The organism is Pedobacter ginsengisoli (assembly GCF_002736205.1).
Taxonomy (GTDB): domain Bacteria; phylum Bacteroidota; class Bacteroidia; order Sphingobacteriales; family Sphingobacteriaceae; genus Pedobacter; species Pedobacter ginsengisoli_A.
Window position 1 is genome coordinate 4932288 of sequence record NZ_CP024091.1, and the last position, 25502, is coordinate 4957789.

The 25502-nt window shown below is 37.6% G+C and carries 21 protein-coding genes, 2 tRNA genes and 1 riboswitch; of the genes, 8 read left to right on the forward strand and 15 right to left on the reverse strand.

The genetic code is table 11. The features are described from left to right. Positions 1-12: 12 nt before the first annotated feature. A complete protein-coding gene (locus CPT03_RS20725; RefSeq protein WP_099440613.1) occupies positions 13-837 on the forward strand; it encodes an ATP-binding protein in 825 nt (274 codons plus the stop codon). 17 nt (positions 838-854) lie between these two features. On the opposite strand, the gene CPT03_RS20730 is transcribed toward CPT03_RS20725, so the two are convergent. Continuing rightward, positions 855-1319 carry a lipocalin family protein gene (locus CPT03_RS20730; RefSeq protein ID WP_099440614.1) on the reverse strand — a complete coding sequence of 155 codons (465 nt, stop codon included), beginning with the start codon at positions 1317-1319 and terminating at the stop codon, positions 855-857. A gap of 126 nt (positions 1320-1445) precedes the next feature. Here CPT03_RS20730 and CPT03_RS20735 point away from each other — a divergent pair, with 126 nt between their 5' ends. Further along, positions 1446-1883, forward strand: coding sequence for a hypothetical protein (locus CPT03_RS20735; protein WP_099440615.1), 438 nt, complete (start codon positions 1446-1448; stop codon positions 1881-1883). Here the strand turns inward: CPT03_RS20735 and CPT03_RS20740 are convergent. From CPT03_RS20740 to metE, 3 genes are all read right to left on the reverse strand, one after another. Then, on the reverse strand, positions 1873-3120 hold the full coding sequence (locus tag CPT03_RS20740; RefSeq protein ID WP_099440616.1) for a condensation domain-containing protein: 1248 nt from the start codon (positions 3118-3120) through the stop codon (positions 1873-1875). The genes CPT03_RS20735 and CPT03_RS20740 overlap by 11 nt on opposite strands. 187 nt (positions 3121-3307) lie before the next feature. Next, positions 3308-4276 (reverse strand): methylenetetrahydrofolate reductase, encoded by a 969-nt coding sequence (locus CPT03_RS20745; protein WP_099440617.1) that lies wholly within the window; start codon positions 4274-4276, stop codon positions 3308-3310. Positions 4277-4336: 60 nt separating this feature from the next. Further along, positions 4337-6643: a 5-methyltetrahydropteroyltriglutamate--homocysteine S-methyltransferase gene (gene metE / locus CPT03_RS20750; RefSeq protein ID WP_099440618.1), complete on the reverse strand. Its 2307-nt coding sequence runs from the start codon at positions 6641-6643 to the stop codon at positions 4337-4339. 50 nt (positions 6644-6693) lie between these two features. Beyond that, a riboswitch (cobalamin riboswitch) is annotated at positions 6694-6830 on the reverse strand. Positions 6831-7004: 174 nt separating this feature from the next. Between metE and CPT03_RS20755 the strand changes: the two genes are divergently transcribed. Then, positions 7005-7466 (forward strand): Lrp/AsnC family transcriptional regulator, encoded by a 462-nt coding sequence (locus CPT03_RS20755; protein WP_099440619.1) that lies wholly within the window; start codon positions 7005-7007, stop codon positions 7464-7466. 23 nt (positions 7467-7489) lie between these two features. Here the strand turns inward: CPT03_RS20755 and CPT03_RS20760 are convergent, their stop codons facing one another. From CPT03_RS20760 to CPT03_RS20785, 6 genes are all read right to left on the reverse strand, one after another. Next, positions 7490-8251: a GLPGLI family protein gene (locus tag CPT03_RS20760; RefSeq protein WP_099440620.1), complete on the reverse strand. Its 762-nt coding sequence runs from the start codon at positions 8249-8251 to the stop codon at positions 7490-7492. Beyond that, positions 8248-10974: a TonB-dependent receptor gene (locus tag CPT03_RS20765; RefSeq protein WP_099440621.1), complete on the reverse strand. Its 2727-nt coding sequence runs from the start codon at positions 10972-10974 to the stop codon at positions 8248-8250. Before CPT03_RS20765 ends, CPT03_RS20760 begins: the two co-directional genes overlap by 4 nt. Positions 10975-11173: 199 nt before the next feature. Then, a tRNA-Val gene (locus tag CPT03_RS20770) sits at positions 11174-11251 on the reverse strand. 81 nt (positions 11252-11332) lie between these two features. After that, positions 11333-11410 (reverse strand) — tRNA-Val (locus tag CPT03_RS20775). Positions 11411-11525: 115 nt separating this feature from the next. Then, complete coding sequence (gene recO / locus CPT03_RS20780; RefSeq protein ID WP_099440622.1) at positions 11526-12251, reverse strand: DNA repair protein RecO; 726 nt, start codon at positions 12249-12251, stop codon at positions 11526-11528. 3 nt (positions 12252-12254) lie between these two features. Next, a complete protein-coding gene (locus CPT03_RS20785; RefSeq protein ID WP_099440623.1) occupies positions 12255-12602 on the reverse strand; it encodes a diacylglycerol kinase family protein in 348 nt (115 codons plus the stop codon). Positions 12603-12705: 103 nt separating this feature from the next. Between CPT03_RS20785 and rlmF the strand changes: the two genes are divergently transcribed. Beyond that, complete coding sequence (gene rlmF, locus CPT03_RS20790) at positions 12706-13650, forward strand: 23S rRNA (adenine(1618)-N(6))-methyltransferase RlmF (RefSeq protein WP_099440624.1); 945 nt, start codon at positions 12706-12708, stop codon at positions 13648-13650. Between the two features lie 6 nt (positions 13651-13656). Here rlmF and CPT03_RS20795 read toward each other — a convergent pair whose 3' ends face one another. From CPT03_RS20795 to CPT03_RS20805, 3 genes are read right to left on the reverse strand one after another with little or no spacing between them, the layout of a single operon-like run. After that, the gene (locus CPT03_RS20795) at positions 13657-13965 is read right to left on the reverse strand and encodes a hypothetical protein (RefSeq protein WP_099440625.1); all 309 of its coding nucleotides are present in this window, start codon (positions 13963-13965) and stop codon (positions 13657-13659) included. 7 nt (positions 13966-13972) lie between these two features. Beyond that, positions 13973-15259 carry a DUF2130 domain-containing protein gene (locus tag CPT03_RS20800; RefSeq protein ID WP_172954203.1) on the reverse strand — a complete coding sequence of 429 codons (1287 nt, stop codon included), beginning with the start codon at positions 15257-15259 and terminating at the stop codon, positions 13973-13975. Positions 15260-15269: 10 nt separating this feature from the next. Then, positions 15270-15938 (reverse strand): metal-dependent transcriptional regulator, encoded by a 669-nt coding sequence (locus CPT03_RS20805; protein ID WP_099440627.1) that lies wholly within the window; start codon positions 15936-15938, stop codon positions 15270-15272. 123 nt (positions 15939-16061) lie between these two features. Here CPT03_RS20805 and CPT03_RS20810 point away from each other — a divergent pair, with 123 nt between their 5' ends. The 4 genes from CPT03_RS20810 to CPT03_RS20825 all read left to right on the forward strand — a co-directional run bounded on the left by CPT03_RS20810 (position 16062) and on the right by CPT03_RS20825 (position 21777). Then, a complete protein-coding gene (locus CPT03_RS20810; protein WP_099440628.1) occupies positions 16062-18311 on the forward strand; it encodes a TonB-dependent receptor in 2250 nt (749 codons plus the stop codon). 23 nt (positions 18312-18334) lie between these two features. Further along, on the forward strand, positions 18335-19477 hold the full coding sequence (locus CPT03_RS20815; RefSeq protein ID WP_099440629.1) for a putative sensor domain DACNV-containing protein: 1143 nt from the start codon (positions 18335-18337) through the stop codon (positions 19475-19477). Between the two features lie 396 nt (positions 19478-19873). Beyond that, positions 19874-20239 (forward strand): PadR family transcriptional regulator, encoded by a 366-nt coding sequence (locus tag CPT03_RS20820; RefSeq protein WP_099440630.1) that lies wholly within the window; start codon positions 19874-19876, stop codon positions 20237-20239. Next, entirely contained in the window at positions 20239-21777 is a 1539-nt protein-coding gene (locus CPT03_RS20825; RefSeq protein ID WP_099440631.1) for a PspC domain-containing protein, read from the forward strand. The genes CPT03_RS20820 and CPT03_RS20825 overlap by 1 nt, the downstream gene beginning before the upstream one ends. 6 nt (positions 21778-21783) lie before the next feature. Here the strand turns inward: CPT03_RS20825 and CPT03_RS20830 are convergent, their stop codons facing one another. Further along, positions 21784-24507: a carboxypeptidase-like regulatory domain-containing protein gene (locus CPT03_RS20830; protein ID WP_099440632.1), complete on the reverse strand. Its 2724-nt coding sequence runs from the start codon at positions 24505-24507 to the stop codon at positions 21784-21786. A gap of 202 nt (positions 24508-24709) precedes the next feature. After that, a complete protein-coding gene (locus tag CPT03_RS20835; RefSeq protein ID WP_099440633.1) occupies positions 24710-25342 on the reverse strand; it encodes an NAD(P)H-dependent oxidoreductase in 633 nt (210 codons plus the stop codon). Positions 25343-25502 lie beyond the last annotated feature (160 nt).

The following is a 25502-nucleotide window of genomic DNA, read 5'->3' on the forward strand; positions in this document are numbered from 1 at the left end:
TAAAGAAATTGTATGAAGAAATTTTTGAGTTTATCGTTTATAATGTTGTTAGGTTTATGTGTTAACGCACAGCACAAACTGGAAAAAATATGGGAAACAGACAGTATAATTAATATGCCTGAATCTGTATTGCCCGATACTAAGGCCGGCGTATTGTATGTAGCAATAATGGGAAATAGTGCGAATGATAAAGATGGGATTGGGGGGATAGGGAAACTGGACATGAATGGTAAAGTAATTAATCTGGATTGGGTTACAGGCCTTAATTCGCCAAAGGGGATGGCTATATATGGCAATAAAATGTACGTTGCCGATTTGACTGATGTAGTGGTTATTGATATTCCGAAAAGTAAAGTTGAGCTTACCATACCTATAGAAGGGGCTAAATTTTTAAATGATGTTACCGTTAGCGATAAAGGCGTAGTATATGTTTCAGATTCGCAGACAAAACGAATTCATCAGCTCATAAAAAATAAAGATGTTGTTTACATGGAAAATATAGACGGTGTAAACGGACTTAAAGCAGTTAGCGACGATCTATATATAGCCGGAGGTGGCAAAAACCTTTTAAAGGCCAATGCAAAAAAGGAGATGATTAAGGTAGCAGGTTTACCTTATGGAGGCGATGGAATTGAGCCTATTGGGAATGGCGATTTCTTGTTTTCATGTTGGGGTGGCTATGTGTTCTATGTATTTGCTAACGGTACTTCAGAATTATTGCTAGATACACATCTTGAAAAAAAGAATACTGCAGACATTGGCTACGATCCGGTTAAAAAAATAGTTTATATCCCTACTTTCTTTAAGAAGAGTATAATGGCTTACCAATTAAAATAAAGAATAGAATTTTATGCTTATAAAGGTAACCTAACGTAGGTTTCTACAATCTCGTGGTTAACATTCAGGCTATCTATTTTTTCAATGCCACGTTGCACCAGCGTATCATTGCTGATTTTTACCGTAAAACTGAATTTGAGGTTTTCCCAATCTCTAAAGCTGCAATATTGCAGATGTTCTTCGTATTTATCGCCATTTAATGTGTATGTGCCACTACCTGCATCAAAGGTGGCTTCTTTGCCCTTTCCTTTGCTAATGTCATGCTTAAAAAAGGCAAAATGAGTACCATTAAACTCTTTAATCATCTCTTGGTTTTCGACCGGGAAAGTACTGAGGGTATCGCCTTTAGTGATAACTTTTGCCGATACAAGTTTCCATGTGCCATTTATAGATTGTGCTGGTGCGCTTTTCTTGGCATCGGGCTTTGGAGAGCAGGACGCTAAAGTTATTGCAGAGAGGGCGATTAGTTTTAGTAATTTCATATTTACATTTCAGTGATTTTCAACGTTTTCTAAATATAAATAAATAATTAACTTAATCATTTATTTCGCGCAGATTAAAAAATGTGGCTATATTGAAGTAATATTTACCGCTTTATAACGCTCTTTATGAGAAACATTTTTATGATTGCCTCCGTTTTCATCATTCTACTAATGAATGGATGCGATCGTTGTGATGGGATAGCTTGCGTAACCGGTCCCCCGGTTTTTTCTGTTGAACTCATTGATTCTGAAACCGGAGTAAATGTATTTACCTCTAAAAAGTATGATTCAAAAAGTATTCAGTTAACCGATGAGGCTAACCAAGCCGTTTATTTGAACTTTATTTCAGAAAATAATATTAACATATTTAATATTAGTATAGATAGTGAAAAGAGTCGTAAAATTATACTAAAAGTTGGTGCTGATGTAGTGATACCCATGGAAGTAAATATAAGAGAAGGTTCTGGCGGGTGTTGTACCAATTATTTTATAGATGAAATTAAGGTAATTGGTTACGATGTTAAAGCATCTGAAAAAGCAGGATTAATCATCATTAAGATATAATCATATTTATCGCAGTCTTTTTTAAGGTTAGTACATCTTCATGCCTTATAAAATGCTCATCCGAAGTAAATATGAAGTCAATTTGCCCCTTAAAATAAGTTGTGAATAGCGTTGTTGGATTACCAAAGGGAAAAATAGTTGAAGGAGATTGTAACGATTCGATTTCCAATGCACCATATTTTTCGCTGATGTTTACTTTTCCCATATTCGAAAGCGTAAAATCATGAGCTCCTTTATCTGCTTTTGCATATCTGGTCATTCTTGGTAATGAAGGTAACAGGCACTCACTATACAACAATACAGTGTTTACATCCATGTCCCCAATTTTTCTAGCCAGGTCATCTTTAAAATCCCGGGTCTGGCTCCAAAAATCATTGTTTTTTTTGTTCGTCAGATTTAGCCCAACCATTGCCGGAAAGGCAAAGAGCATATTGCTTTTGACCTCAGGGAGGAATTTACGCATATCTACAGCGCAATAAAGCCTGGAGTACGATTTTATGGTTTTAATTTCTTTAAATCCTTTTAAAAAGGCCACACTTAGTGCATCATGTACAGAAGAATCTTCGGCTTTGCATTTTTCAATAATTAGGGATGATTCTTCCTTGCTAAGTTTCCAATGTAAAAAAAATGGCTTTTCTCTTTTAATCTCTTTTTTAAAGGCAACAGCCAGTAAAGCAAGTTTTGCAACTTTAGAAAATAATTGAATCTTTAACCTATTGGCCTTACTGTTCCTGATTTCGGCAGGAATAAAATCCTGAATAGACGAAAAAGATTTATAGGTGCCTATTTCTTTTTCCGGATCGTCTAACAAAGACAATGTTTCATCTAAAAGGTTCAGAATTGATTTGCCATCACATATGCAATGATGACCTACAATGATCAGATCAGAAAAATCTTCTGATTTTAGCCATACCAGCCTCACCAAAGTATCATTCCTGGTGTTAAAGGGAGTGAGGCATTCTGTTATCGATTCCCTTTCCCAATCTTTATCTGTTTGTCGGTTAACTATGCGTACATCAATTCTTTGAGCCGGATTCTGTTCAATAAAGTAGGGTATGCCTGCCTCATCTTCGATATTACAACTTAATAAAGAATGACGATTTTGAATTTTCAGCAATGCGGCATGCAAGCCAGATTCTTGAATTGAGCCTTTAATTTTAACAGAAGAAACAACATTTACTGCTGTTTGGCCACCTGCATACATGGTTCCTTCAATTAATGATAGTTTTCTTTTCATTTCAACTAGTTTCTCAATTGGTAGTAAAAATATGAATAATGATACCAATTTAAATAACAGGTTACATTATTTTATTTCAAATAGCATGAGTTTAGGTAAGATGTACAGTGCCAGTAGGTGTTGTTTCATCAAAGTCCATATTTTTTCGATGAAAACATAGACTCATTACTGAATTGATGTGAATTTATTACAGTCTAATCACTTTTTGTACTGGTACAGCTGCCGTTTTTCGAATACCTTTCTGCTCCAGCATTTCAGCAATTTGATTTACCATTTGAATTGATGCTTCAATTTCATCTTTTCTTATAGCTACGCTTTCAATATTAAATCCAAATGGTACGCAGCGTTCAGCGCAAAATGCAATGAGTTCAGTAGCGATATCAAGGCAAACGCTGACTGATTTTTCCAACATATTATCTGTATGCCTTAGCTCTTCTTTCAGCTGATCCGGAATATGTATGCCAAGCCACTCCATAAAATGCAGGGTTTTGACTGAACCACAGGCTGTAAGTGTAAAAATTATAGTGGGTGGTACGGTCTGGTGTTCGCGGCAGGTTTGGCACAAGTCATCAACCACTTTTTTTGCGTAATCAACATTAAATATGCATTGGGATATAAAGTAGGATACCCCACAAGCTGCCTTGCCTAATATACGTTTGTCTTCATCTTTTAATACTTCATGTCTTTCGGGTATAGTTACGGCTCCTATTACAGAGTGTTTTTCGTGTGTTCGCCATAAATCGTATGCATCAGTCAAGCTAATTTTAACGGGAAAATCAGGTGCTGGTACGCCAACAAAAACGGGATAAAAGCCGTACTCATGCAAATCATTTAGCCAATTGGAAAGTTCCTTTGCCGAAAACTTACCAGCAGGGCGGTAGATGATTTTGGGGATTTCAAAATCTCCGAGATATTTACTGGCAAAGGTGAACGGATCGTAAGCATTCAAAAAAGGAAAAGGTCTTTCTTCAGAAGTCCGGGCCGATTCATCCTGCACATCGTATACAATTAGTGCATCAATATCCAAAGGGATAAGCCGTGCCATGGTTCTATTGGCAATTTCGGCAACTCTCTCCGGACTTGTTTCTGATTTTGGTGGGGTGATACCATAAGTTAAAATTCCGGACTGACCGGATTTGATCTTATCTAGGAACATATGTTTGGGCGTTTATAATTTATACTGCAGGCAGTTTTAACGCCTGCAGTATTATAGTAATTATAATATACTTTCTACGCTGATCTGTTCGCGGGCCTGTTTAGCGGCTGCAACCATGTTTTCGAGCGCTGCTTTTGTTTCAGGCCATTTTCGGGTTTTTAAACCACAGTCTGGATTAACCCAAAGGTTACGTGCAGGTAATAAATCAGCCGCTTTAGCAAGTAATGAAGCCATCTCGCCGGTAGTTGGTACACGTGGCGAGTGGATGTCGTATACACCCGGGCCAATCTCGTTTGGATATTCGAAATGAGCAAAGGCCTGCAATAGCTCCATTTGTGATCTGGAAGTTTCAATGGTGATCACATCAGCATCCATTGCTGCGATATGTTCAATTATGTTATTGAACTCGCTATAGCACATATGGGTGTGGATCTGGGTTTTATCCTGCACACCACTTGCTGTAATGCGGAAAGCTTTTACTGCCCAGTTAAGATAATGCGGATGCTTGGCTTTTCTTAATGGCAGGCCTTCGCGGATAGCAGCCTCATCAATCTGAACTATGCCAATTCCCCCTTCTTCCAATGCCAATACTTCATCTCGGATTGCAAAGGCGATCTGGTTGGTTGTAGTTTCACGTGGCTGATCGTCGCGGACGAATGACCATTGCAGGATCGTTACCGGGCCGGTAAGCATTCCTTTCATTGGTTTATCAGTTTGTGCAGCGGCAAATTTGCTCCATCGTACAGTCATGTTTTCAGGGCGGCTTACATCACCATAAATTACCGGTGGCTTTACACAGCGGCTGCCATAACTTTGTACCCATCCATTTTTAGTAAACAGGAAGCCATCTAGCTGCTCACCAAAGTATTCAACCATGTCGTTGCGCTCAAACTCGCCATGAACCAACACATCCAGGCCAATCTCTTCCTGCCAGCGGATGGCATCTATGGTAGCCTGTTCTATTGCCTGATCATACTGTTCAAGTGTAAGGTCACCTTTTTTGAACTTTGCGCGTAGTTGACGGATATCGTCAGTTTGCGGAAATGATCCGATGGTTGTTGTTGGAAAAGCCGGGAAATTAAATCTTTCGTGGTGTAAGCGCTGGCGTATAGGAAACTGGCTGTTACGAGTTGCATCGGCTTCACTGATCGCTGCAATACGATCTTTAACTACTTGCTTGTGTACTTTTTGTGATGATCGTCTGCTTTTAATAGCTTCTTTATTGGCTTCAAGCAGAGTAGTATTTCCTTCAGCAATCTGACGGATTTCGCTTACTTCAGTTAGTTTTTGTTTGGCAAAAGCCATCCAGTTTCTGATTTCAGGGTCAATCGCAGTTTCCAGTTCCAGGTCAATTGGGCTGTGCAGCAGTGAGCACGATGGAGCAATGATCACGCGGTTTGCACCTAGTTTTTCAACTGCTTTATTGATTAAAGATAATGACTTTTCATAGTCGTTTTTCCAAACATTACGTCCATCTACTACACCTACAGAGAGTTGCAGATTATCTGGAATCAGCGCAAGCACTTCATCCAATTGCTCAGGTGCACGTACCAGGTCAATATGTAATGCAGTAACCGGAAGATTTACGGCCAACTCAGTGTTGTCTAGCAAGGCCTCGAAATAAGTGGCAACAAGCAGTTTAATACCACTTACGCGATTGGCAATGGCACGATAAGCGTAATCAAATGCTTCTTTCTCCTTTTTAGAAAGGTCTAATGCCAGGCAAGGTTCGTCTAGCTGCACCCATAAGGCGCCTTGTTGTTTCAGGCGGTTGATGATTTCTATATAAACCGGAACAAGATTTCTGATCAGGTCAACTCTTTCAAATCCTTGTTCTTTTTCTTTGCCTATTAGTAAATAACTTACCGGGCCAACTAATACTGGCTTTGCTTTGTCTCCAAGCAATTGTTTAGCGCTGTTGTATTCGCCAAATATATTCTCATTGAAAATTTTGAATTGCTGGTTCGCCGTAAATTCAGGAACTATATAGTGATAATTGGTATCTAGCCATTTGGTCATTTCCATGGCGGTAATGTCAAGGCCGTCTTTCTGATAGCCACGTGCCATAGCAAAATAAAGATCAATCTCATTATTGTCTTTTACTTGCGAAAGTACTGGAGCGTAACGCTGCGGAATAACACCCAACAGTAAACTGGTATCTAATACCTGATCGTAATAACTGAAATCGTTACATGGGATCAAATCGATTCCTGATTCTAATTGGGTTTGCCAGTTTTGCTCTTTTATGGTACGGGCTACCTTATTCAATTCTATAAGGTCAATTTTACCTGCCCAATATTGTTCGCAGGCTTTTTTTAGTTGTCTTTGGCTACCAATGCGCGGGTAACCCAGATTTTGTGTTAACATTTTTTTCAACTTTTTAAATGGTTAATAATCATTGTAAAAGGCCCTTTATGATTTCAGCATGCAGAGCAGGCAGGGGTCTGACTTATAACAGTTTGATCTGTTACTTACAGTTGCGCGACAGTCTGTGATTTACACACAGTTCCCTATTAATTTACAGCTAAGTAAAACCTTTTCCGATGGTTGAAATATGTAAAGAACTTTAATTATTACAAATCAGTTTTAAACTTTAACAAAGATACATTTGAAGATTATATATCTTTTCAGAAGATGATATTTAGATATATTGTCTGGTTTTGTTATTTGTTTTGGTGTTTTTTGCTGATAATACATTATTTTTACTCGTCACAAAGAAAAATATTCTATGAACGAATTAGACGAAACAGATTTATTGCTCCTGAAGATATTGGCTAACAATGCAAAACATACAAATAAAGAGCTGGCAGCGATGGTAAATCTTTCTCCTTCACCGGTTTTTGAACGGATGAAAAGATTAGAGAATAACGGATACATCAAAAAGTATATTGCGATTTTGGATGCAGAGAAATTCAATCAAGGATTCATTGTTTTTTGCAATATCAAACTTAAACAGCACGACAAAAAAATAGGCCATCACTTTGTAGCCGACATTCTTGAAATTGATGAAGTGGTGGAGTGCTATAATATTTCGGGCGATTATGATTTTATCCTAAAAGTGTATGCAAGGGACATGAAGCATTATCAGGATTTTGTTTTTAACAAACTGGGCTCAGTTGAAAGTATAGGGAGTACCCACAGTACTTTTGTTATGGCAGAAATAAAAAATACACATAATATTAGTTTTTAAGGAAAGTACGCAAGTTGGAAATGTTATAACAAAAGCCCTTTAAGTTGAACAATTGCATGGTCTCCCTGGTTGGCTAAAGCTTTCATAATCTCTTCATGCATTTGTTCATTATTTACTGCCTTGCCCTTTTTTGGCGGCTCAATGTTTTTCGGCTCAACGTTAGTTTCTGTAACCTTGGTTGCAAACCAGGTCACATTTTCATGTGGAGCAGCAATACCCAGAATCATTCCCGGCAGTCCGTTGAAGGATTCAGGACCACCTGGTACATGAATCTCTTCTGTATAAAAAGCAACTACGTAGATAGAATCGAGCATCAGCCCGTTGGCTCTCCGGCATTCATAACCAGCAATTATTCGTGTTTCCTCAGTTATTTTCCATTTAATTTTCCGTAAGTTATCCTTCACAAGATAAGTACGTTCATAGAATTCTTTTTGAATGGTGCTCGTTCCATTTTTCAAGTCAGAAAATACAATATTGACCTGATTTGCCATTGGGGTATCATACCACCAATGAACATTTTTTGCGGCCACGGGCGTAAAAAGAGAACTACCGGTATTAAAGGTCAAACTACTCTTCAGTACCCTGAATTGAGGCTCAGTTTGCAAGTACTTTTCATAGTAAGCTTTATTCTCCATACTGTGTTTTGTCACCTTTTTTTTGACCAGCGCAAACATATTCATGGTTCGCTCAAATTCTATTACCCCACTGGTAATAAAGTGTTTATTTTGAGCATAAATACTTTTTGTTGTGAATATGCAAATCAGCAAAATAACTAACTGTTTCATGGTTGTTGTTTTTGAAGTGATTTACCAAACTTTGTAAAGTCCCAGGTTAAGGATAGAATGAAATATCTGCGAATGGTTGTATTTCTTGACTCAGTAAAGCCATCTGCTGAACTGTAACGTTCATATCCTGTATTTTGATTAAATAGGTCATTTCCCCTAATTGTCAGTTTCAGGTTTTCCTCTTTAAGGAAATTTTTTCCAAAATAAGCATTGGCAATGAGCCGCTCAAAATTGCGGTTAAACAATCGGTTTTTTGCCATGTAGTTGTATTGAGCATCCGCTCCTATAAAGAAGTTATTGGGTAGTTTGGTGTAAAAGCTAGCATTGCTAAAAAAACCTTTTCTGTTATTATTTACAGATTGCAGCGATGATGAGCTGACCACATAATTTGATCCTATACTGAAACCATAGGAATAGGTTGCTGTATTTTTCCCTATGTCGATTTGTGGTTTATATTCTACTGTACTGGTCTTGTTCAATGTATTGTTTACATAGTTAAAATAGGCATTCCCATTAACGTTGAGGCTAATGTAAAGTATAAAATCAAGCTTGGTTGCATGTCCATATAGTTCAGCGTACATATTCCAGTAACTGGGCTTGCCACCGCGTAGGTTTGAGTAGCTCAGCGTGTTTACACCAGCTGAATCAGTAACTCTGTTACTTACAATGGCATTAGTTGTAAAGCTGTAATTTCCGTTAAAATTGATTCCCTGGTCACGCGTTGGTTGGTAGACCCTATAATTATAAGAAAAACGGTTGCTGAAGGAAGATTTCAAATCCGGGTTGCCCAGACTTATGTTTAGCGGATCACTGTTCTGACGTAGTGGCTGTAATTGATAGGAGGAGGGCAGGTTAGTGTTTCCATTATAGTCTAAGGAGAGTGATGCCGCCTTGCTTAACTGATATCTCAGATAGGCCCCTGGCTGGAGGTTGATGAACTTGCGGTTCATCACAAAATCAATAAATTGATCCTCCTGTTTATAGCTGGCATCTGCAAGACTGGTACTTGCACCTGCGGATAACTTGCCTGATGAATAATTTGCACTTAAGCTGTATAAACTTGAGAGATTTACTAACTTAAAATCACTGCTGAATGCAGAATCAAGCTCTTCGTACCGGTTGGCACCTGATAGATTAAAAGATCTTCGGTCGTTTGTGGTGATACTTCTGGAAAAATTATATCCTGCGGTAATCGAAATAGCCTTAGTCAGCATATCGGTGTACGAAAAACCAGCTGAGAGCCTGTTCGCATTGGAAATATAGGGCTTAAACTGATCGATGGTACTTGTGCTGTCTAACACACCCAATTCATTATAATATTTCAATTCCGACTTCTGATTGTTTTTGCTATTACTCCGATCCAAAGAGCCACCTGTGTTAATGGAAATACTTCTGCCTTTCTTTTTAAATCTTTTTGTATACCTTGCGTTCGCAGCAAAGGATTCAAACATGTTCTCACCTATTGTTGAATTTGTGTTTGTATTTTGTAGAACGCCATTGCCTCGCAAGGTCGAACCCGTCTGATAACTTTTGTTGTTGCCTTCAGCACGGTATGCATTAATATTAGTACTAATATCTGCTGTTGAATCAATTTTAGAGTTAAATCTGCCATTGAAGGACTGGTTAAAGTTGTAGCGGTGATTTACACCATTCCTGCTGCTTGTGTTAAAATTACCCGGCAGATTGTTTTGACTTATGGTACTGGAAACGGCATCTGTAGTTAATGCGCCAGCTTTATAGTTCACGTTGATAGACTGATTGTCTTTATTCCATTTATTATTATAATGTGCACCGGCGTCACGCGCCAGGGGAATTCCATTGCCCCCATAATCACCCTGGCTATATCCATCACCGAATTTGTTGTTGTCTTCTCCACTCAGCCCTACCTTTCCGGTATTGCCGATATTCCCATACACGGAGACCTTCTGTTTAGGACTGAATTTATTAGCCATAAGTTGGGCTGTATAATAATCATCTGTGCCATAACCTGCATCGGCTTTGCCAAAAAGACCCTTTTTCTTATCCTCGGTAAGTACAACGTTGATTGTCTTAACTTTTACACCATCTTCAATACCTGTGAGCTTTGCCTGTTCACTTTTCTGATTGTAAACCTGCACTTTGCTTACCATATCGGCTCTTATATTTTTAGTTACCAGAGAAGGGTCGTCACTAAAAAACTCTTCACCGTCTACAAGAACCTTACTTACAGTTTCACCCTGAAAAATAATAACACCACTTTGATTGATCCTCATTCCTGGTAATTGCTTCAGCAGGTCTTCTACCTTTGCATTTTTTTGCGTTGCGTAAGCAGAGGCATTAAATTCTGTAGTATCACCTTTTATTTTAATGGCAGCTACCCTTGCTTTAATAATAACTTCATTAAGCAGCTTTGATTTTAGAATCATCATGATATTTCCAAAGTCGTGCACAGGATTTGCTTCATCTAATGTAAAATGTTCAACAAAATCTGCGTAGTCTGGATAAGTAGCGAAAATTAGAAATTTACCTGGTCTTAGGTTATTAAGTTCAAAAGCACCCTTGTTGCTATAAGTGAATTTTTGCAGAATGGAATCCTGGCCATCAAGTACTATAATTGTTGCTTCGTGAATTTTAACATGAGTAGTCGTGTCGATAACCAGACCTTTTACAGTAAAGGAATTTTGTGCGGCAGTGGGAACAGTAAAGATGCAGCAGATTGTAAGCAATGCGAGCAGAATCTTCATGAGAGCGTATTTGGTTAGCTCAATATATAACTAAAAAGTAAGTTTTAAAATTCCTTTGCTTGCATCTATATCAATAATCACAGAAAAGTTACGCCCAGCGGATGGTTTAGGCCAATCTATTCTCGCGAATAGGGGTGAAGAAGGAATTGCCAGGGCAAAAAAAATGGACAACTTCGGAATTATCCGAGGTTGTCCATTATGGTGGGAGATACTGGGTTCGAACCAGTGACCCCCTGCTTGTAAGGCAGGTGCTCTGAACCAGCTGAGCTAATCTCCCCTTTGGTTCTTTTACTCTTTTGTTTAAAACAACCAGCTGAGTAAGCTGTTGTTCTTAACCTTCGAGTCCTCGTTAGGTTTTTGGTGGGAGATACTGGGTTCGAACCAGTGACCCCCTGCTTGTAAGGCAGGTGCTCTGAACCAGCTGAGCTAATCTCCCCTTTGGTTCTACTCTTTTGCAAAAAAAGCCAGCTGAGTAGGCTGTAATAATCCCTGATTGTTAGGGAGTGCAAATATACACCTCTAATTTAAAACTCCAAAACTTTTGTGAGATTTTAAGAAAGGACTTCTTCTAAAACTTGATGTGATCGGATATCTCCAAAAGATGCGGTGTGTAAGGTGTAGTAAATCAGTATTTTATCTAGAATGAGCCTTCTCGTTTTATTTTCTATTTTTATTTGATTTATTTTTTCAAAAGGCGCAGTAAATAGAGAAATAAAGAGAATCGCATCAGATTTCTCTAAATAATGGCCATGTATTGGGAGCATCGATTTAAATTCTCCTTCCTGTAAATCGAAATAGCTCTGGTCGCTTTTTGTTTGCATATTAGGTGCGAAACCTAAGTGTCGTGATAACTTAAGTAAAAAAGCCAGGTGGAAATTTACATTAGTTTCATTGTTTTCATCAAACCAGCAAATGGCATTAAATATAAAATCAAATAATTGCTCATCAGCCATTTGCTGCCTTATACTCTTGTATAATACCTCGTTAATAAATATGGCCATTGTACTTTTTATAACATCATAAGGGATGCTATTGAAAATAGGGGAAGGCCTGAGTTCCGAAACACGCTGAATACTGGTATTGGTTTTATGATAAACCACCATGTCTACAAGGTGTAGCGGCTGGAGCATGTTCATCCTGATCTTTGCCTTAGGTTTTTTAACGCCGTTGATCATGTAGGATTGAATGCCAAACTTTTCAGTAAAAATCTGTACAACTACGCTACTTTCGCTGTAAAGTGTGGTTTTTAAAACAATGCCCCGGGTTTTATGCAGCATGGGTTAAAAGATTTTTGGAATGAAAATGATCAAACCAATTATTGCTGCAGCTATAGCAGCAATCAATACACTTGCTGCAGCCACATCTTTAATGATCTTTGCTTTAGGGTTAATATCTGGCGAAACCAGATCAACCAGTACTTCTATAGCTGTATTCAATAATTCTGTTATTAAAACGATAGCGGCAGCGGCAATTATCCAAAGCCATTCATTTACAGATAAGGTAAAATGCCATCCGGCAACGGCGGTTACAAGCAGGGCAGCAATATGAAATTTAAAATTTAGCTGTGTTTTAAAGGCATAAACAATACCTGAAAACGCATAGCCAAATCCCTTGATAAACTTAAGCATAGTACCTTTAAAAGTTGAAAAATTATAGATGCAAAGTACGTCATGCTTTCTTATATATCCAATTGTTTAGTTAGAACGCTTAACTTTGGTTAATTTTATACGAATGTCTGCAGAAAAAACATCACTCCATCCAAGAAATAAACATCGCTTCAGGTATGATTTTCCTGAGTTAATTAAAAGTTATCCGGAACTGAAAAACTATGTTGCAGTGAATTCATATGGAGATGAATCTATAGATTTTTCTAATTCCGAAGCGGTTAAAAGTCTTAATAAAGCACTTCTTAAACATTTTTATAGTATTTCACATTGGGATATTCCTGCCGGATACCTTTGTCCGCCAATACCTGGGAGGGCAGATTATGTGCATTACCTGGCAGACCTGCTTGCTTCTGTTAATAATGGTGTAATACCAACACGAAAGTTAGTTAAGGGTTTAGATGTTGGGTTGGGCGCTAACTGTGTTTATCCGATTATAGGTCATCAGGAATATGGTTGGGGCTTTGTAGGATCTGAAATAGATCCTGGGGCCATAAAAGCTGCAAAAGCAATTATATCTTCAAATTCGGGGCTTACTAATGCTATAACCTGTAGGGCGCAAAGTAATAAACAACATATTTTTAAGGGTATTATAAAGCCTGGCGAGCTGTTTGATTTTACTATGTGTAATCCTCCCTTTCATGCTTCTGCTGAAGAGGCTCAATCTGGTACAAAAAGGAAGTTGCAAAATTTAGGCAAGCAAAAAGGCAAGGAAGTGACGTTGAATTTTGGTGGACAAAATACAGAGCTATGGTATGATGGGGGTGAAGTAGGATTTATCAGGAAAATGGTAGAAGAAAGTGTTGCTTTTGCTAATCAATGTTTTTGGTTTTCAACTTTGGTTTCAAAGAGCAGTAACCTTCCGTTCATTTATAAAGCGATTCAGAATTTTAATGCGTTTGAGGTAAGAACAATTGAGATGGCTCAGGGGCAAAAGGTAAGCAGGTTTGTAGCCTGGACGTTTCTGGACTTTGAAAAACAAGAAAACTGGCGAAAAACTAAATGGATATAGTTGGTTTCAGGTAAAAATAGAAACATTTGCTTTTTTATTTTTATAGGCTCCTATCTGTTCTCCGGTAGTAAAATCTTTAAAGAAAAGAGAATCACTTTCTTTAAAGCGTTTTTTTAGCATACAGTATAAATGCAGGCATTTAATCCAGTTTAATGCTGTTGGTTTATCTTTAAGAATTTCAGGATATACATATACTTCATTACCTTCAATTCTTAATAAGTTTTTTTCTTGAAGCTCTTTTACGTTCGCAATAATTTTGGCCGTTTGAGCGGCCAAATGAGCAGTTTGCTGTACTTTCTTTTTTGCGTATATCATAATATGATTACTCTAATAATAGCGGATCATCTTCGTCATCAGTAAGGCTGAGCTGTATGCTGTCTGTTCCTGCAATACCTTCAATAGATCCTCTTATATGTGCTGCATTTAACAATACCTTTTCAAGTTGTTTTTCGCGGGCCTTCCATAATTTTTCCATAGCATCACGCTCTCTCTGGATAGATAGTTTCATGCTCATGAAACCTTCTCTAATGGCTTTCCATTGTTCAGAGAATTCATTGCTGGTCAGATAATCGTAGAGCATATGCATTTTATCTCCACGGTTTTCCTGAGATTTTGATGCGCTGAATAACTTCACAATACCATCTCTAAGGATATATGAAACAGCCTTTACCTCATCAAATGAGCAAATCCAAACCCCATCTTTTTCACCGAAACAATCCATTCCTTTTGGGTATGCCTGGGTAACTATAACTGCAACATCGACCCCCATACTACGCATATCTTTTTTTAATTTCTCAATCCACTCCATCGAGAAGTCTTTGGTGCGCTTACTTTCATATATAATTTTACCGCATTCCTGCCCAAATTGGTTTCTGATATGATGAACGCAGTCGGCCCCCCTTACTCCCTTACCAACTTCAGCTATCAGATCAAAAGGAAATGCGTTTCTAAGTAGTTCTTCCAGAATTAATTCCTGTACCTCGCCCTGTAGTTGCATAGAACCTTGTTCTGCTTTACGCTTCATCTCTTCGGCCAGTTTTTTTTGGTCGTCGAGTTGTTTTTCCAGTTCTTTTACCCTTAGTTGATGCTCGGTTTCCTTTATGCTGTTTTTTTCTGCCTCTTGTTTCCTGATTTGCTCTGTCATATCTGCACGTTGCTCCTGCAGTTTACGTTGTAGCTGAAGCTCCATTTCTTCTTCTTTTTGCTTCATAGCCTCTTCCTTTTTTAAGAAATCGAGCTCTTTAGCGCGAGCAGACTTTAACTTTTCTTCGCTTTCTTTATTTGCATTACCAAGTATCTGTAGCCTGTTCTCAAAATCTGTTGCTATGCTTTTACGTAAACTTTCTTCCAGTACGGTTTGCAGTTGTTTTTTTTCTTCACTTAACTTTTGCTCATAAGTCTCAGCCTGTTTTTTTTGCTGCTGCTCAAAAGCAAGCTCCTGTTGTTTTTGGAGCACAAGGAACTCATTTTGCTTTTTAGCAAATTCCTCTTCTTTTTGTTTGGTAAAGGTAACCATCTTCTCCCTGAGGTCTTTTTTATACTCCTCAGCCATCACCTCTTCAATTGGGAATGTGTGCGCGCAATTAGGACATTTTATTTCGGTTGACATATAATGGATGTTATGGAAGTTGGTTGATAAATAAACTCTCAGCAAATTTCATTGATACACTTCTGGGTTCTTCATTTTCAATCTGAATATTTAATGAACCATCAAAAGCAATAACCTCAAGTACTTTTATTTTAGTGCCAATTGTAATCTTTAATTTTTCAAGATACTGAAGAAATAGTGTTGATGTGTCCTTAACGGCAGCAACTGTGCAATTCTGGTTAGCATTTAATTCTGATAACAGTGTTTTTGCAATTGCAGGCATATCTCCGTTTGCTTTTGGAATAGGGTCTCCATGTGGATCAAATTCAGGAAAGTTGAGGAACTCTTCAAGCTTGTCTACCAGTTTTGCCGACTGTATATGCTCAAGCTGTTCTGCCACTTCATGAACTTCATCCCAACTAAAATCCAGCTTTTCATATAGAAATGTTTCCCAAAGTCGGTGTTTTCTTAATATGGCAATACCATTTTTTCTACCAATATCTGTAAGTAGTATTTTGCCATACTTTTGATAGGTAACCAGGTTCTTCTCCTTCAGCTTTTTCAGCATGTCGGTAGCAGTAGCAGGTTTAACACCTAAATAGGCAGCCATTTCATTAGTTCCCGCCTCTGGCTTTTCTTCATTCTGAAAGCTCAGCTTCAATAAGGCCTTTAAATAGTTTTCTTCGGTATAAGATAGCATAAGTACAAACTTATCGCTTTATAAAGCGAAATAAAAATAATAAATGTCAAATTATATTTGTTAGACTAATCTAACTTTTATAGTTTTGTTAAAATTATTAAATTATTAGATCGATATAAATATATGCTAAGTAAAACTTTACTCTCCTTTATTTTGATGCTGTTTGTTGTTAATGCTATGGGGCAAACGGGAAGTATTAGTGGAAAAATTATTTCTGAGGAAACTGCCCTGCCCCTTGTAAATATTAAGATAGAAGGAACCCAACTAGCGGCTCGAACTGATAGTATGGGAAATTATACTTTTATTAAAGTTCCTTCGGGAACCTATAAAATTCAGGCTTCGGCGGTAGGATTTAGAAAAATGGTTAAGACTATTGTGTTGAAAAGTGGAGAGACATTGGTTCTTGATTTTGACCTTAGTAATCTTCAAAATGATTTAAACGAGGTTGTGGTTACGGGAACTTTAAAGGAAGTGAACAGACTAGAAAGCCCGGTTCCGGTTGAGGTATACACTCCTGGTTATTTTAAAAAAAATCCTACTCCAAGTATTTTTGAAGCTCTTCAGAATGTAAACGGGGTTAGGCCACAGCTTAATTGTAATATTTGTAATACCGGTGATATTCATATTAATGGTCTTGAAGGCCCATATACCATGATTTTGATTGATGGCATGCCAATAGTAAGCAGCCTTTCGACAGTTTATGGACTTTCGGGTATCCCAAATTCATTGGTTGAGCAGATTGAAATTGTTAAGGGACCTGCTTCGTCTCTTTATGGTAGTGAGGCTGTTGGGGGGCTTATTAATATTATTACCAAGAAGCCTGAAAATGCACCTCTGATTTCTGCTGATTTTTTTGCTACTGATTACAAGGAATATAATGCTGATCTGGGGTTTAAGTTTAATATTGGGAAGAAAGCCGTTGCCTTAACTGGGGTGAATTATTTTAAGTATGGAAATCCTGTTGATCATAATCATGATAACTTTACAGATGTAACACTTCAGGATCGGGTTTCTGTATTTCAAAAATGGAGCTTTGAAAGAAAGAACAAAAGGATATTTACACTGGGTGGCAGATATATGTATGAGGACAGGTGGGGCGGAGAAATGCAGTGGAATAAATCGTTTAGAGGAGGAGACCAGGTATATGGCGAAAGTATTTATACTAAACGCTGGGAAGTAATAGGGAACTATCAACTGCCAGTAAAAGAGAAATTATTTCTGGCTTTTTCATATAATGAACATAATCAGGATAGCAGATACGGTACTACTTCGTACATAGCCGAACAGAAGATCGGTTTTACCCAGCTTACATGGGATAAAAAAATTGACAAGCATGATCTCTTGCTGGGAGCTGCTTTGAGATATACATTTTACGATGATAATACTCCTGCCACAACAGGTCTGAATCAGGCTATTGCAAAAAATACCTGGCTGCCCGGCGTCTTTATTCAGGATGAAATATCGTTAAACTCCAAACATAAGTTTCTTGCAGGATTCAGGTATGATTATAATTCTGTTCATGGAAATATTTTTACGCCCAGAGTGGCTTACAAATGGAATATAAACGATAATAATATTATTAGGTTAAATGCAGGGACCGGATTTAGGGTAGTAAATATATTTACAGAAGATCATGCAGCCTTAACTGGTGCAAGAACTGTAGAGATTGCACATGAATTAAAGCCTGAAAAAACTTATAATGTTAATTTAAATTATTTAAAGAAGATGTATGCTGACAATGGGACGTTTATCGGAATTGAAAGTTCAGCGTTTTACACTTATTTTAATAACAGGATTATAGGTGATTTTGATACAGATCCTAATAAAATTATTTACGATAATTTAAATGGGTACGCAGTAAGTAAGGGGTTAAGTACAAGTATTGACATGGCTTTTAGCAATGGACTTAAGGTTATGATTGGAGCAACTTACCAGGATGTGGCCAGCTTTGAAAATGGTGTTAAGAAGCAACAAATTCTTACAGAAAAATTTTCAGGAAACTGGACGGTTTCTTATAAAATTAAACCACTTAACCTGGCAGTAGATTATACGGGCAATATTTATAGTCCGATGCGTTTACCGTTATTAAGCGAGCTCGACCCCCGCAAAGAATTTTCGCCAGTATGGAGCATTCAAAATATTCAATTTACATTTAGTGGATTTAATCGGTTTGAATTGTACGGAGGGATAAAGAATTTGTTAAACTGGACTCCAAATAGAGGGAATCCATTTATAATTGCAAGGGCTAACGATCCATTTGATAAGCATTTGGATGTAGATAACCCATATGGACTTACTTTTGATCCGACCTATGTTTATGGTCCGAACCAAGGAATACGGGGATTTTTTGGCATTAGATATACAATTAAATAAATCGAATAGCTTAACTTTATGGCATGATCTACCAATCTACCTATCAGGCAGCACGGATTATTGCCCCTAAAGTTGAGGCTATTTTTGCCGCGCACCTTGCTGCTGCCAAAGATAGTGGAGAGGATGACCTTGCACCATTGCCTACCGCAGGCATAGTTGAGGCTATAATTGATGCTACTTTTTGGGCAAGCTTACGCAAAGAAGAAGGGCATTCACCAAAAATATCACTGGCATTTTTGCCCCCGCAACAAGCAGGAAATCCGTTACTGTTTAAAAGCAGGCTACCTTTAAACCCGGGGACATTAACTAAAATCGCCCCGGGTGTAGAGCGTGCAGGGGTGCATTTGGGCGTTTGGGAAGAGGAGGGTGCGCTTTACATTTGGGGAACCACTGTTAGTATTCCTAATTTTTGTTTTGTACTGGATGTTTCGGAACCTGCGCTACTTGTTATTAAACACAGAAGGATTTATGGTTTCGGTAAATTTACGAACATTGCTGTTCTTAAAGGTGACCAGGTAAAAATGGTTGATGGACAAAGTACAAGTGTGCCAGACTGTCCGCCAATACTTTTATCTCTACTTGATCTTACTGCTCCTTCATATTGGAATGATTCTGCTAATGTACTTATACAGCTTGCTGTATCTATGCGGGCTCATGGTAGGGGCGGAACTTTGCTGGTAGTGCCTAATGAAACAAATAATTGGCTGCAGTCAATTATTAAACCTATTCAATATTATGTGCAGCCTTCTTTTACAGGGCTTTCTAAACTTTTGCAACAGGACCGCAAAGAGGCAAGTCAGATTTTTTGGCAAACTGCTTTAAAAAGAGAGGTAGAGCATTTGGCAGGTTTAACTGCTGTTGATGGAGCTACGGTTATTAGTAACCAGTATGAGTTATTGGCATTTGGAGCAAAAATAGGACGGGCAAAAGGAAAAGATAATGTAGATGAGATTTCTTTTTCTGAACCAATTACAGGAGGTGATGGTGTAGTAATCCATCCTTCAAAAGTTGGCGGAACAAGGCATCTTTCAGCTGCTCAATTTGTTCATGATCAAAGAGATGCCACGGCTTTGGTGGCTTCTCAGGATGGACATTTTACAATCTATACATGGTCTGAACATCAAGGTAGGGTACAGGCTCACAGAATAGATACCCTACTGCTGTAATTACGAGAAAATAATTGCACCAATAATAACACTGAGAAAAAGTAAGATCATTACAATCCGATCGCCAGCTATCCATTGTTTTCTGGTTAATTCTTTAGGGGGAGCTTCCTCTTTTCGCCTTGCGAATATGTTAAATAAGGAATAAGTTTTTGTTAACATAGGTAGATGGTTTTCAAGTAGATGCAGTTGATTATTGCAAACTGTGAGCCAAACTCAGGCAGCAGTGTTAAAATGTTAATAACTTCCTATTTTCGTTAACATTCATGTTATTGCTTTCTCTTGACTCATCTTTTGTTTAAAATTATTTACCTGTTTATCAATTAGATATGTATTTTTTTGAATTTTATACAGTACTATGTATTGCATATTACTATATAAAACATATAACTTTGTATTATGATAGCAGAAAATACGCAAACGCAAATGCGAAAGGGCATACTGGAATACTGTGTGCTTCTTATCATATCCAGAGGTGAGATTTACGCCTCAGATATTATAGTTGAATTAAAATCAGCGAGGTTGCTTGTTGTGGAAGGGACTTTATATCCATTACTGACCCGCCTAAAGAATAATGGATTGTTGAGCTATAATTGGGTTGAATCGACCTCCGGTCCGCCCAGAAAATATTATTTGCTTACAGAAAAGGGTAAATCGATACTAATCCAGCTTGACTCTACCTGGCAGGAGCTATCGTATGCAATAAATACTTCTAAAAAAGTTGCAGATAATGATACCAACAACCAAATAAATATAAATAAGTAATGAAGAAGACACTCAACATAAATATTGGCAACTCCATCATTCATATAGAAGAGGACGCCTATGAAATACTAACGGTTTATTTAAACGAAGTAAAGCAGCATTTTGCACGGAATGCGGATGATTTTGAAATTGTAACCGATATTGAGAACAGGATTGCTGAAATGTTTGTAGAAATACTAGCTAATGAGCAAAGACAGGTGGTTAATTTTCAGGACGTTCAGACTGTTATTGCCCAGATGGGTTCAGTAAAAGATTTTGAATCATCTGAAGAGGAGCCTGAAGAGTATGTTGCCCCTCCTCATTTTAGTGTAAAGAAACTTTACAGAGATACTGATCAGGCAATGATTGCCGGTGTATGCTCTGGCTTAAGCCATTATCTGGATATTGAATCGCGTTTAGTTAGGCTTATAGCCATTGCTACTATTTTTCTTGGTGGATCAGGGATATTGGCTTACGTTGTATTATGGATAATGATACCACGGGCTGTAACCAAGGCTGAAAAAATGACTATGAGAGGTGAAGAAGCTAATCTGAAAGGCTTTGCCAATAGTTATCTGCAGCCTTTAGCACAGCAATCAAGGGGCTTTATTGCTGAGTTTCTTGATGTTTTAGGTAACTTTATTAATGGGACAGGTAAGGTTATATTTAAAATCATTGCTGCCGGTATTATAGCTTTTGGATCGTTATGTATTTTAAGTCTGATTGTTGCCCTGGCAGCTTTACTAGGACTATGGGACTCAAATATTTATCAGATGTTTCCACTTAACATAGTAAATCAGGATTATCTTACTGCGTCAATTGTTGCTGTGTTTTTGGTTTTTGCGATTCCGGTTTTAGCTCTTGTACTTTTTTCTATAAGAGTAGCCTTTAACAGCAGACCCGCTAATAAGTCGCTTTCATTTGGCTTGTTGATTATTTGGCTTGCAGGTGTTGCAGTAGCTTCATTTTATGTGGTTAAAATTGGATCTGAGTTTAAGGAGGGGGCAGAATTTACACAGGTGAACGACATTAAACCTTACCAAGTGTACACATTAAACATAGACAGGACTAGATTCTTTACAAAAGAAGACAGTTTACGCTATAGCATAGACCCTGGAAATTATAACGGCAGAAGAATTTTAACTGATCTTGATCATAAATTTGATGCACCAAGAAACATCAGGTTGAATATTGAGAAAAGTGAGAACGGGAAGAGTTATTTAAGTCAATATTATAAAGCGAGAGGTAAAACCTTTGAAATGGCTTTAAAGAATGCACAAAATATCCATTATGATTTTTTACAGCATGATTCTTTATTAACCTTTAGTCCGATGTTACAGTTTATTAAGGCTGGTAACTGGCGCGGACAAGAGGTTGAACTTACCTTAAAGGTTCCTGTTGGAACCAGGCTTAATATAAGCAAAAACTTTAGCCGATACCTGGACGGATATGGATACTGGGACTGTGATCATGATTCAAGTAGCGAGTTTACTGTTTGGAAAATGACCCAGGAGGGCATTAAATGTGAACATGAAGAGAAAGAAAATAACGGGGAATAATCCCCGTTATTTAATAGAATAACGGTAAACAGAACGAGATATGTTTCCATCTTTGTCTACCCCTTCAATTACAGCTCTGTAGGTGCCATTGCCATCACCATTGTAATACTCTAATGACAGCACGCCTGTTGAATCAGTAACCACTTTAGGGTTCCAGTAAATCGTACTACGTAAATCATTAAAATTATAGGTATTCGCAGCATTTATATACTTAGGGGAATAAAACTCCCTTTGTGTACTAAATCCTTTAGGGCTAAATTTTAATAGGTTAGCTTCAGGCATAAGCTTTTTAAATTCTGCTAAACTCATTTTTGTGCCTTTTGGAGCCTTCTTAAGGTTAACAACTAATACACCATTGGTACCATATAATCTGTTTACTGTACCCAGCTCATCTCTTGGAAATATCTCAACAGATTCAACTTCTGAAGTTTGAACAGCAGTTAACGCAAAATAATCACTAGGTGTACCATTAATAAAGATCTGAACAGGTGTTTTGTTTCCTTGATTATAATCTCTGGTGACATAGAAATTGTTTTCAAAAAAAGTTAAGCCCATTGCCTGAGTTTGTAGGCATAGGGCAAACATATTGCATCCCTGAAAACGATCGCCATCTATTGTTGTTCCGGTAATATTGCTTAAGCCAGCTAATGATGGATAGTCGGCATGACTTGGTCGTTTTACTTTTGCGCCTTCAATTTTTACCTCTTTAAGAGTACGAAGGTAGCTATATTGTTTTTTACTGTTATTTAAATAAGGTGCAAGTGCACTATCTATATTAACAACCTCGTCCAGGTGCTCTGGGTTTTTGGTAAGCGGAGGGGCCATTTGCCCATCAAGCAATATCATTAAGCTTGAGCCATTGGCACTATATTTTGCATTTATTACAACCTCAGAAGAATCAGGAATATTCAGATTAGGGAAGGCAAAAATACCTGTATTATTAGTCATGGTTTCAGCAGCGTATTTGCTTCCTGTAACGGTTAGTCTTAATGCGCCCTTTCTTACTGGCATGCCCGTGCGGTCTCTTAATGTACCTGTAATTCGCATATCTTGTTCCGGTAATAAAGTAACCGGAGGAAGTTGCCCGGTCATTATATCCTTAAAATTAAAGCGACGATACCCTTGAGTAAGCAGTAGTACATCCAGATCACTTATTTTTTTCTCATCAGGTTTATTGAAATAGTAGTTTGGTTTTTCAACATATCCTTTCAAGTCTGATGTTAGCAGCAATGAACTTAAAATTGTTATTTCATTGTCCTCATTAACCGGAACTTTCTGGTCGTCAGTAACAGAAATTGAATAGCTTCCTTCCATAGGTACAGTGCCGTTCTTGGCAGTCACAGTCATTTTTACCTTTTGTCTGCGTTTGTAGGCTGGCAAGTCGGTTTTTAATGTTACGCTTACCGTATTTTTCGGATAGTTGAAGGCCAGTCTTTCGCTGATTGGATCACCAGTTTCGGAGAACAGTGTAATTTGAGTTATACCCGATGGAAACTTATCTTTTGGGATTTTAGCATTGGTAACCAGGTTATTTAACTTGGTTTTTGCGGCATAGTAAACAATCCCACCATTGGATCCTACAATAAATACCATTTTACCTTTATTGGCAGCGAAATATGTTTCGTTGGCAAATATTTTAATGTTTAATGCTAATGGATCTGTATTGGCTACCTGAAGTGTAATGCCAGAAGCGATAGGTTTTGGTAGTTCAAAACTTTTGGTAGTGCCATCTTTAAAAGTAACATTGGCGGTATATACTTTATTGCTCTCCGGATTTAGGTAAAAAGAACCCATACCTAAGTGAGTTGATGTAAAATTACTAAGCGTATTACCGCCATTGTCGGTAATGGTACCTTTTAAATCAATCCCTAATCCCGCACCATTAATAGCTTTAAAGGCTATTCTTGAAGCGATACCACTAATTAAATCTCCGCCCTCAGGGAAGAATTGAACATCATTAACACTTTTAACTGGTTTAAGCTTAAAAGTCGAAGTAGCAGTATTAGTTTCACTTAGAACCATATCGGTTATGAGCTCTCCATTGGTAATAGCTTCATTTTTACGTGAATCAATCTTAATTTTTAAAATTCCGTTCTGGTCGGTAGTCCCTTTTCCCTTACTTACAAGATCAAAGTTAGAGGTTACCCGCCAGTTTACTGTTTTATTGGCCTGTACAACGTTTTCACTGTTTTTGAATTGGATTATAGCATCAATGCTTTGGTTTTTATCTGTTTGAGTGGTTTTGTAGCTGAAGTGAGTATTTAATTGTTTATCTATAGCCTCTCCAACCGGAATAGTCTTGGTAAAGAAAAAGCTATCACCAAAATTCAGCATCCATAAAGTATATGCCTTGATATAATAGTTGCCTTGCTTATAAGTGCCGGGAGTAAGTGGTATATTCCCGGTTGCTACGCCTTTTACAACAGGAATTTTTATACTTTGAACAAGGGAATCGCTGCTATTTATCACATCAACATAAACTATCTTACTTAGAATAGACGGAAGATTCTGTTCCATAGTTAAGTATGTTTTAAACCAGATGGTGTCGGCCACACTATAGTATGGTTTGTCGAAATGAACATAAACTCTTTCTGTCGGTCGTTCTTCCGCCAGTTTTTTGGATTTGTTCATTATGTTGTCTAAAACAATACTGTCTTGCTGCGCATGTAAAGAAGACTGAGCAGCAGTTGAAAATAATATTAGGGCAATTACAAATTTTACGAATCTCATCAATATGAATGTATACTGTTAATCATGCTAATATATTCATTTATGAATTGAATAGGTTAGTTACATTGCATCTTTAACATATTTTGACATAATATGATTGGTGAAGGGGGAGATGATAAGACAAAAAAAGACCCTGAATATGAATTTCAGGATCTTCTTAATTTTTTTGTTACGCTTAATGCGTTAAAGCATATTCACCGTATTAATTAGATTCTAATACAAAATCTTTTAAAGGTACTCGAACCTTTTTAAGGTTAACCAACCAGTCTCCTTCTGTATCTCTGTATCCTAATGGTAATAGGGTTGTACTGCGTAGTCCTTGCTCTCTTAAACCTAATAATTCATCAAGTTTATCCGCCTCAAAACCTTCCATTGGTGTAGCATCAACTTTTAATATAGCTGCTTCAGTTAAGGCAACTCCAAAGCCGATATAAGATTGTTTGGCAGCGTGATGAAAGTTCTCTTCCTCGGTTCTTGCGGTATAAATGCCTATCAGTCTGTTTACATAATCAGCTGTTGCTGATTCAGGTAATCCTCGTTCGCTATTGGTATGGTTAAAAACTGCTTTGATGCGATCTTCAGTATAATTATCCCAGGCAGCGAAAACCAATAAATGAGAACAATCAGTAATCTGGGACTGTCCGAAAGCTACATCCTTAATTTTTTCTTTAAGCTCTGGATTGGTAACAACTATAATTTTAAATGGTTGTAAGCCTGATGATGTTGGCGCCAAATGTGCAGCTGCCAGAATCTGATCAACCTTATCTTGTGAAACTTTTTCACCATTCATTTTTTTTGTGGCGTATCGCCAGTTTAAGGCTTCTATTAAGCTCATATTGAATTTTTTTTAGTTTTTATGTTTATCTGTCTTTTTGCTCTAACACAAGTTTTAAAAATAACAGTGTTAGCAAATGTAGTCACGTTAAGTAAAACAAAAAAAAATACGGGAGCTTATGACTTTAAAATGATAACAAACTTTTTCCTGACTTTGCGCG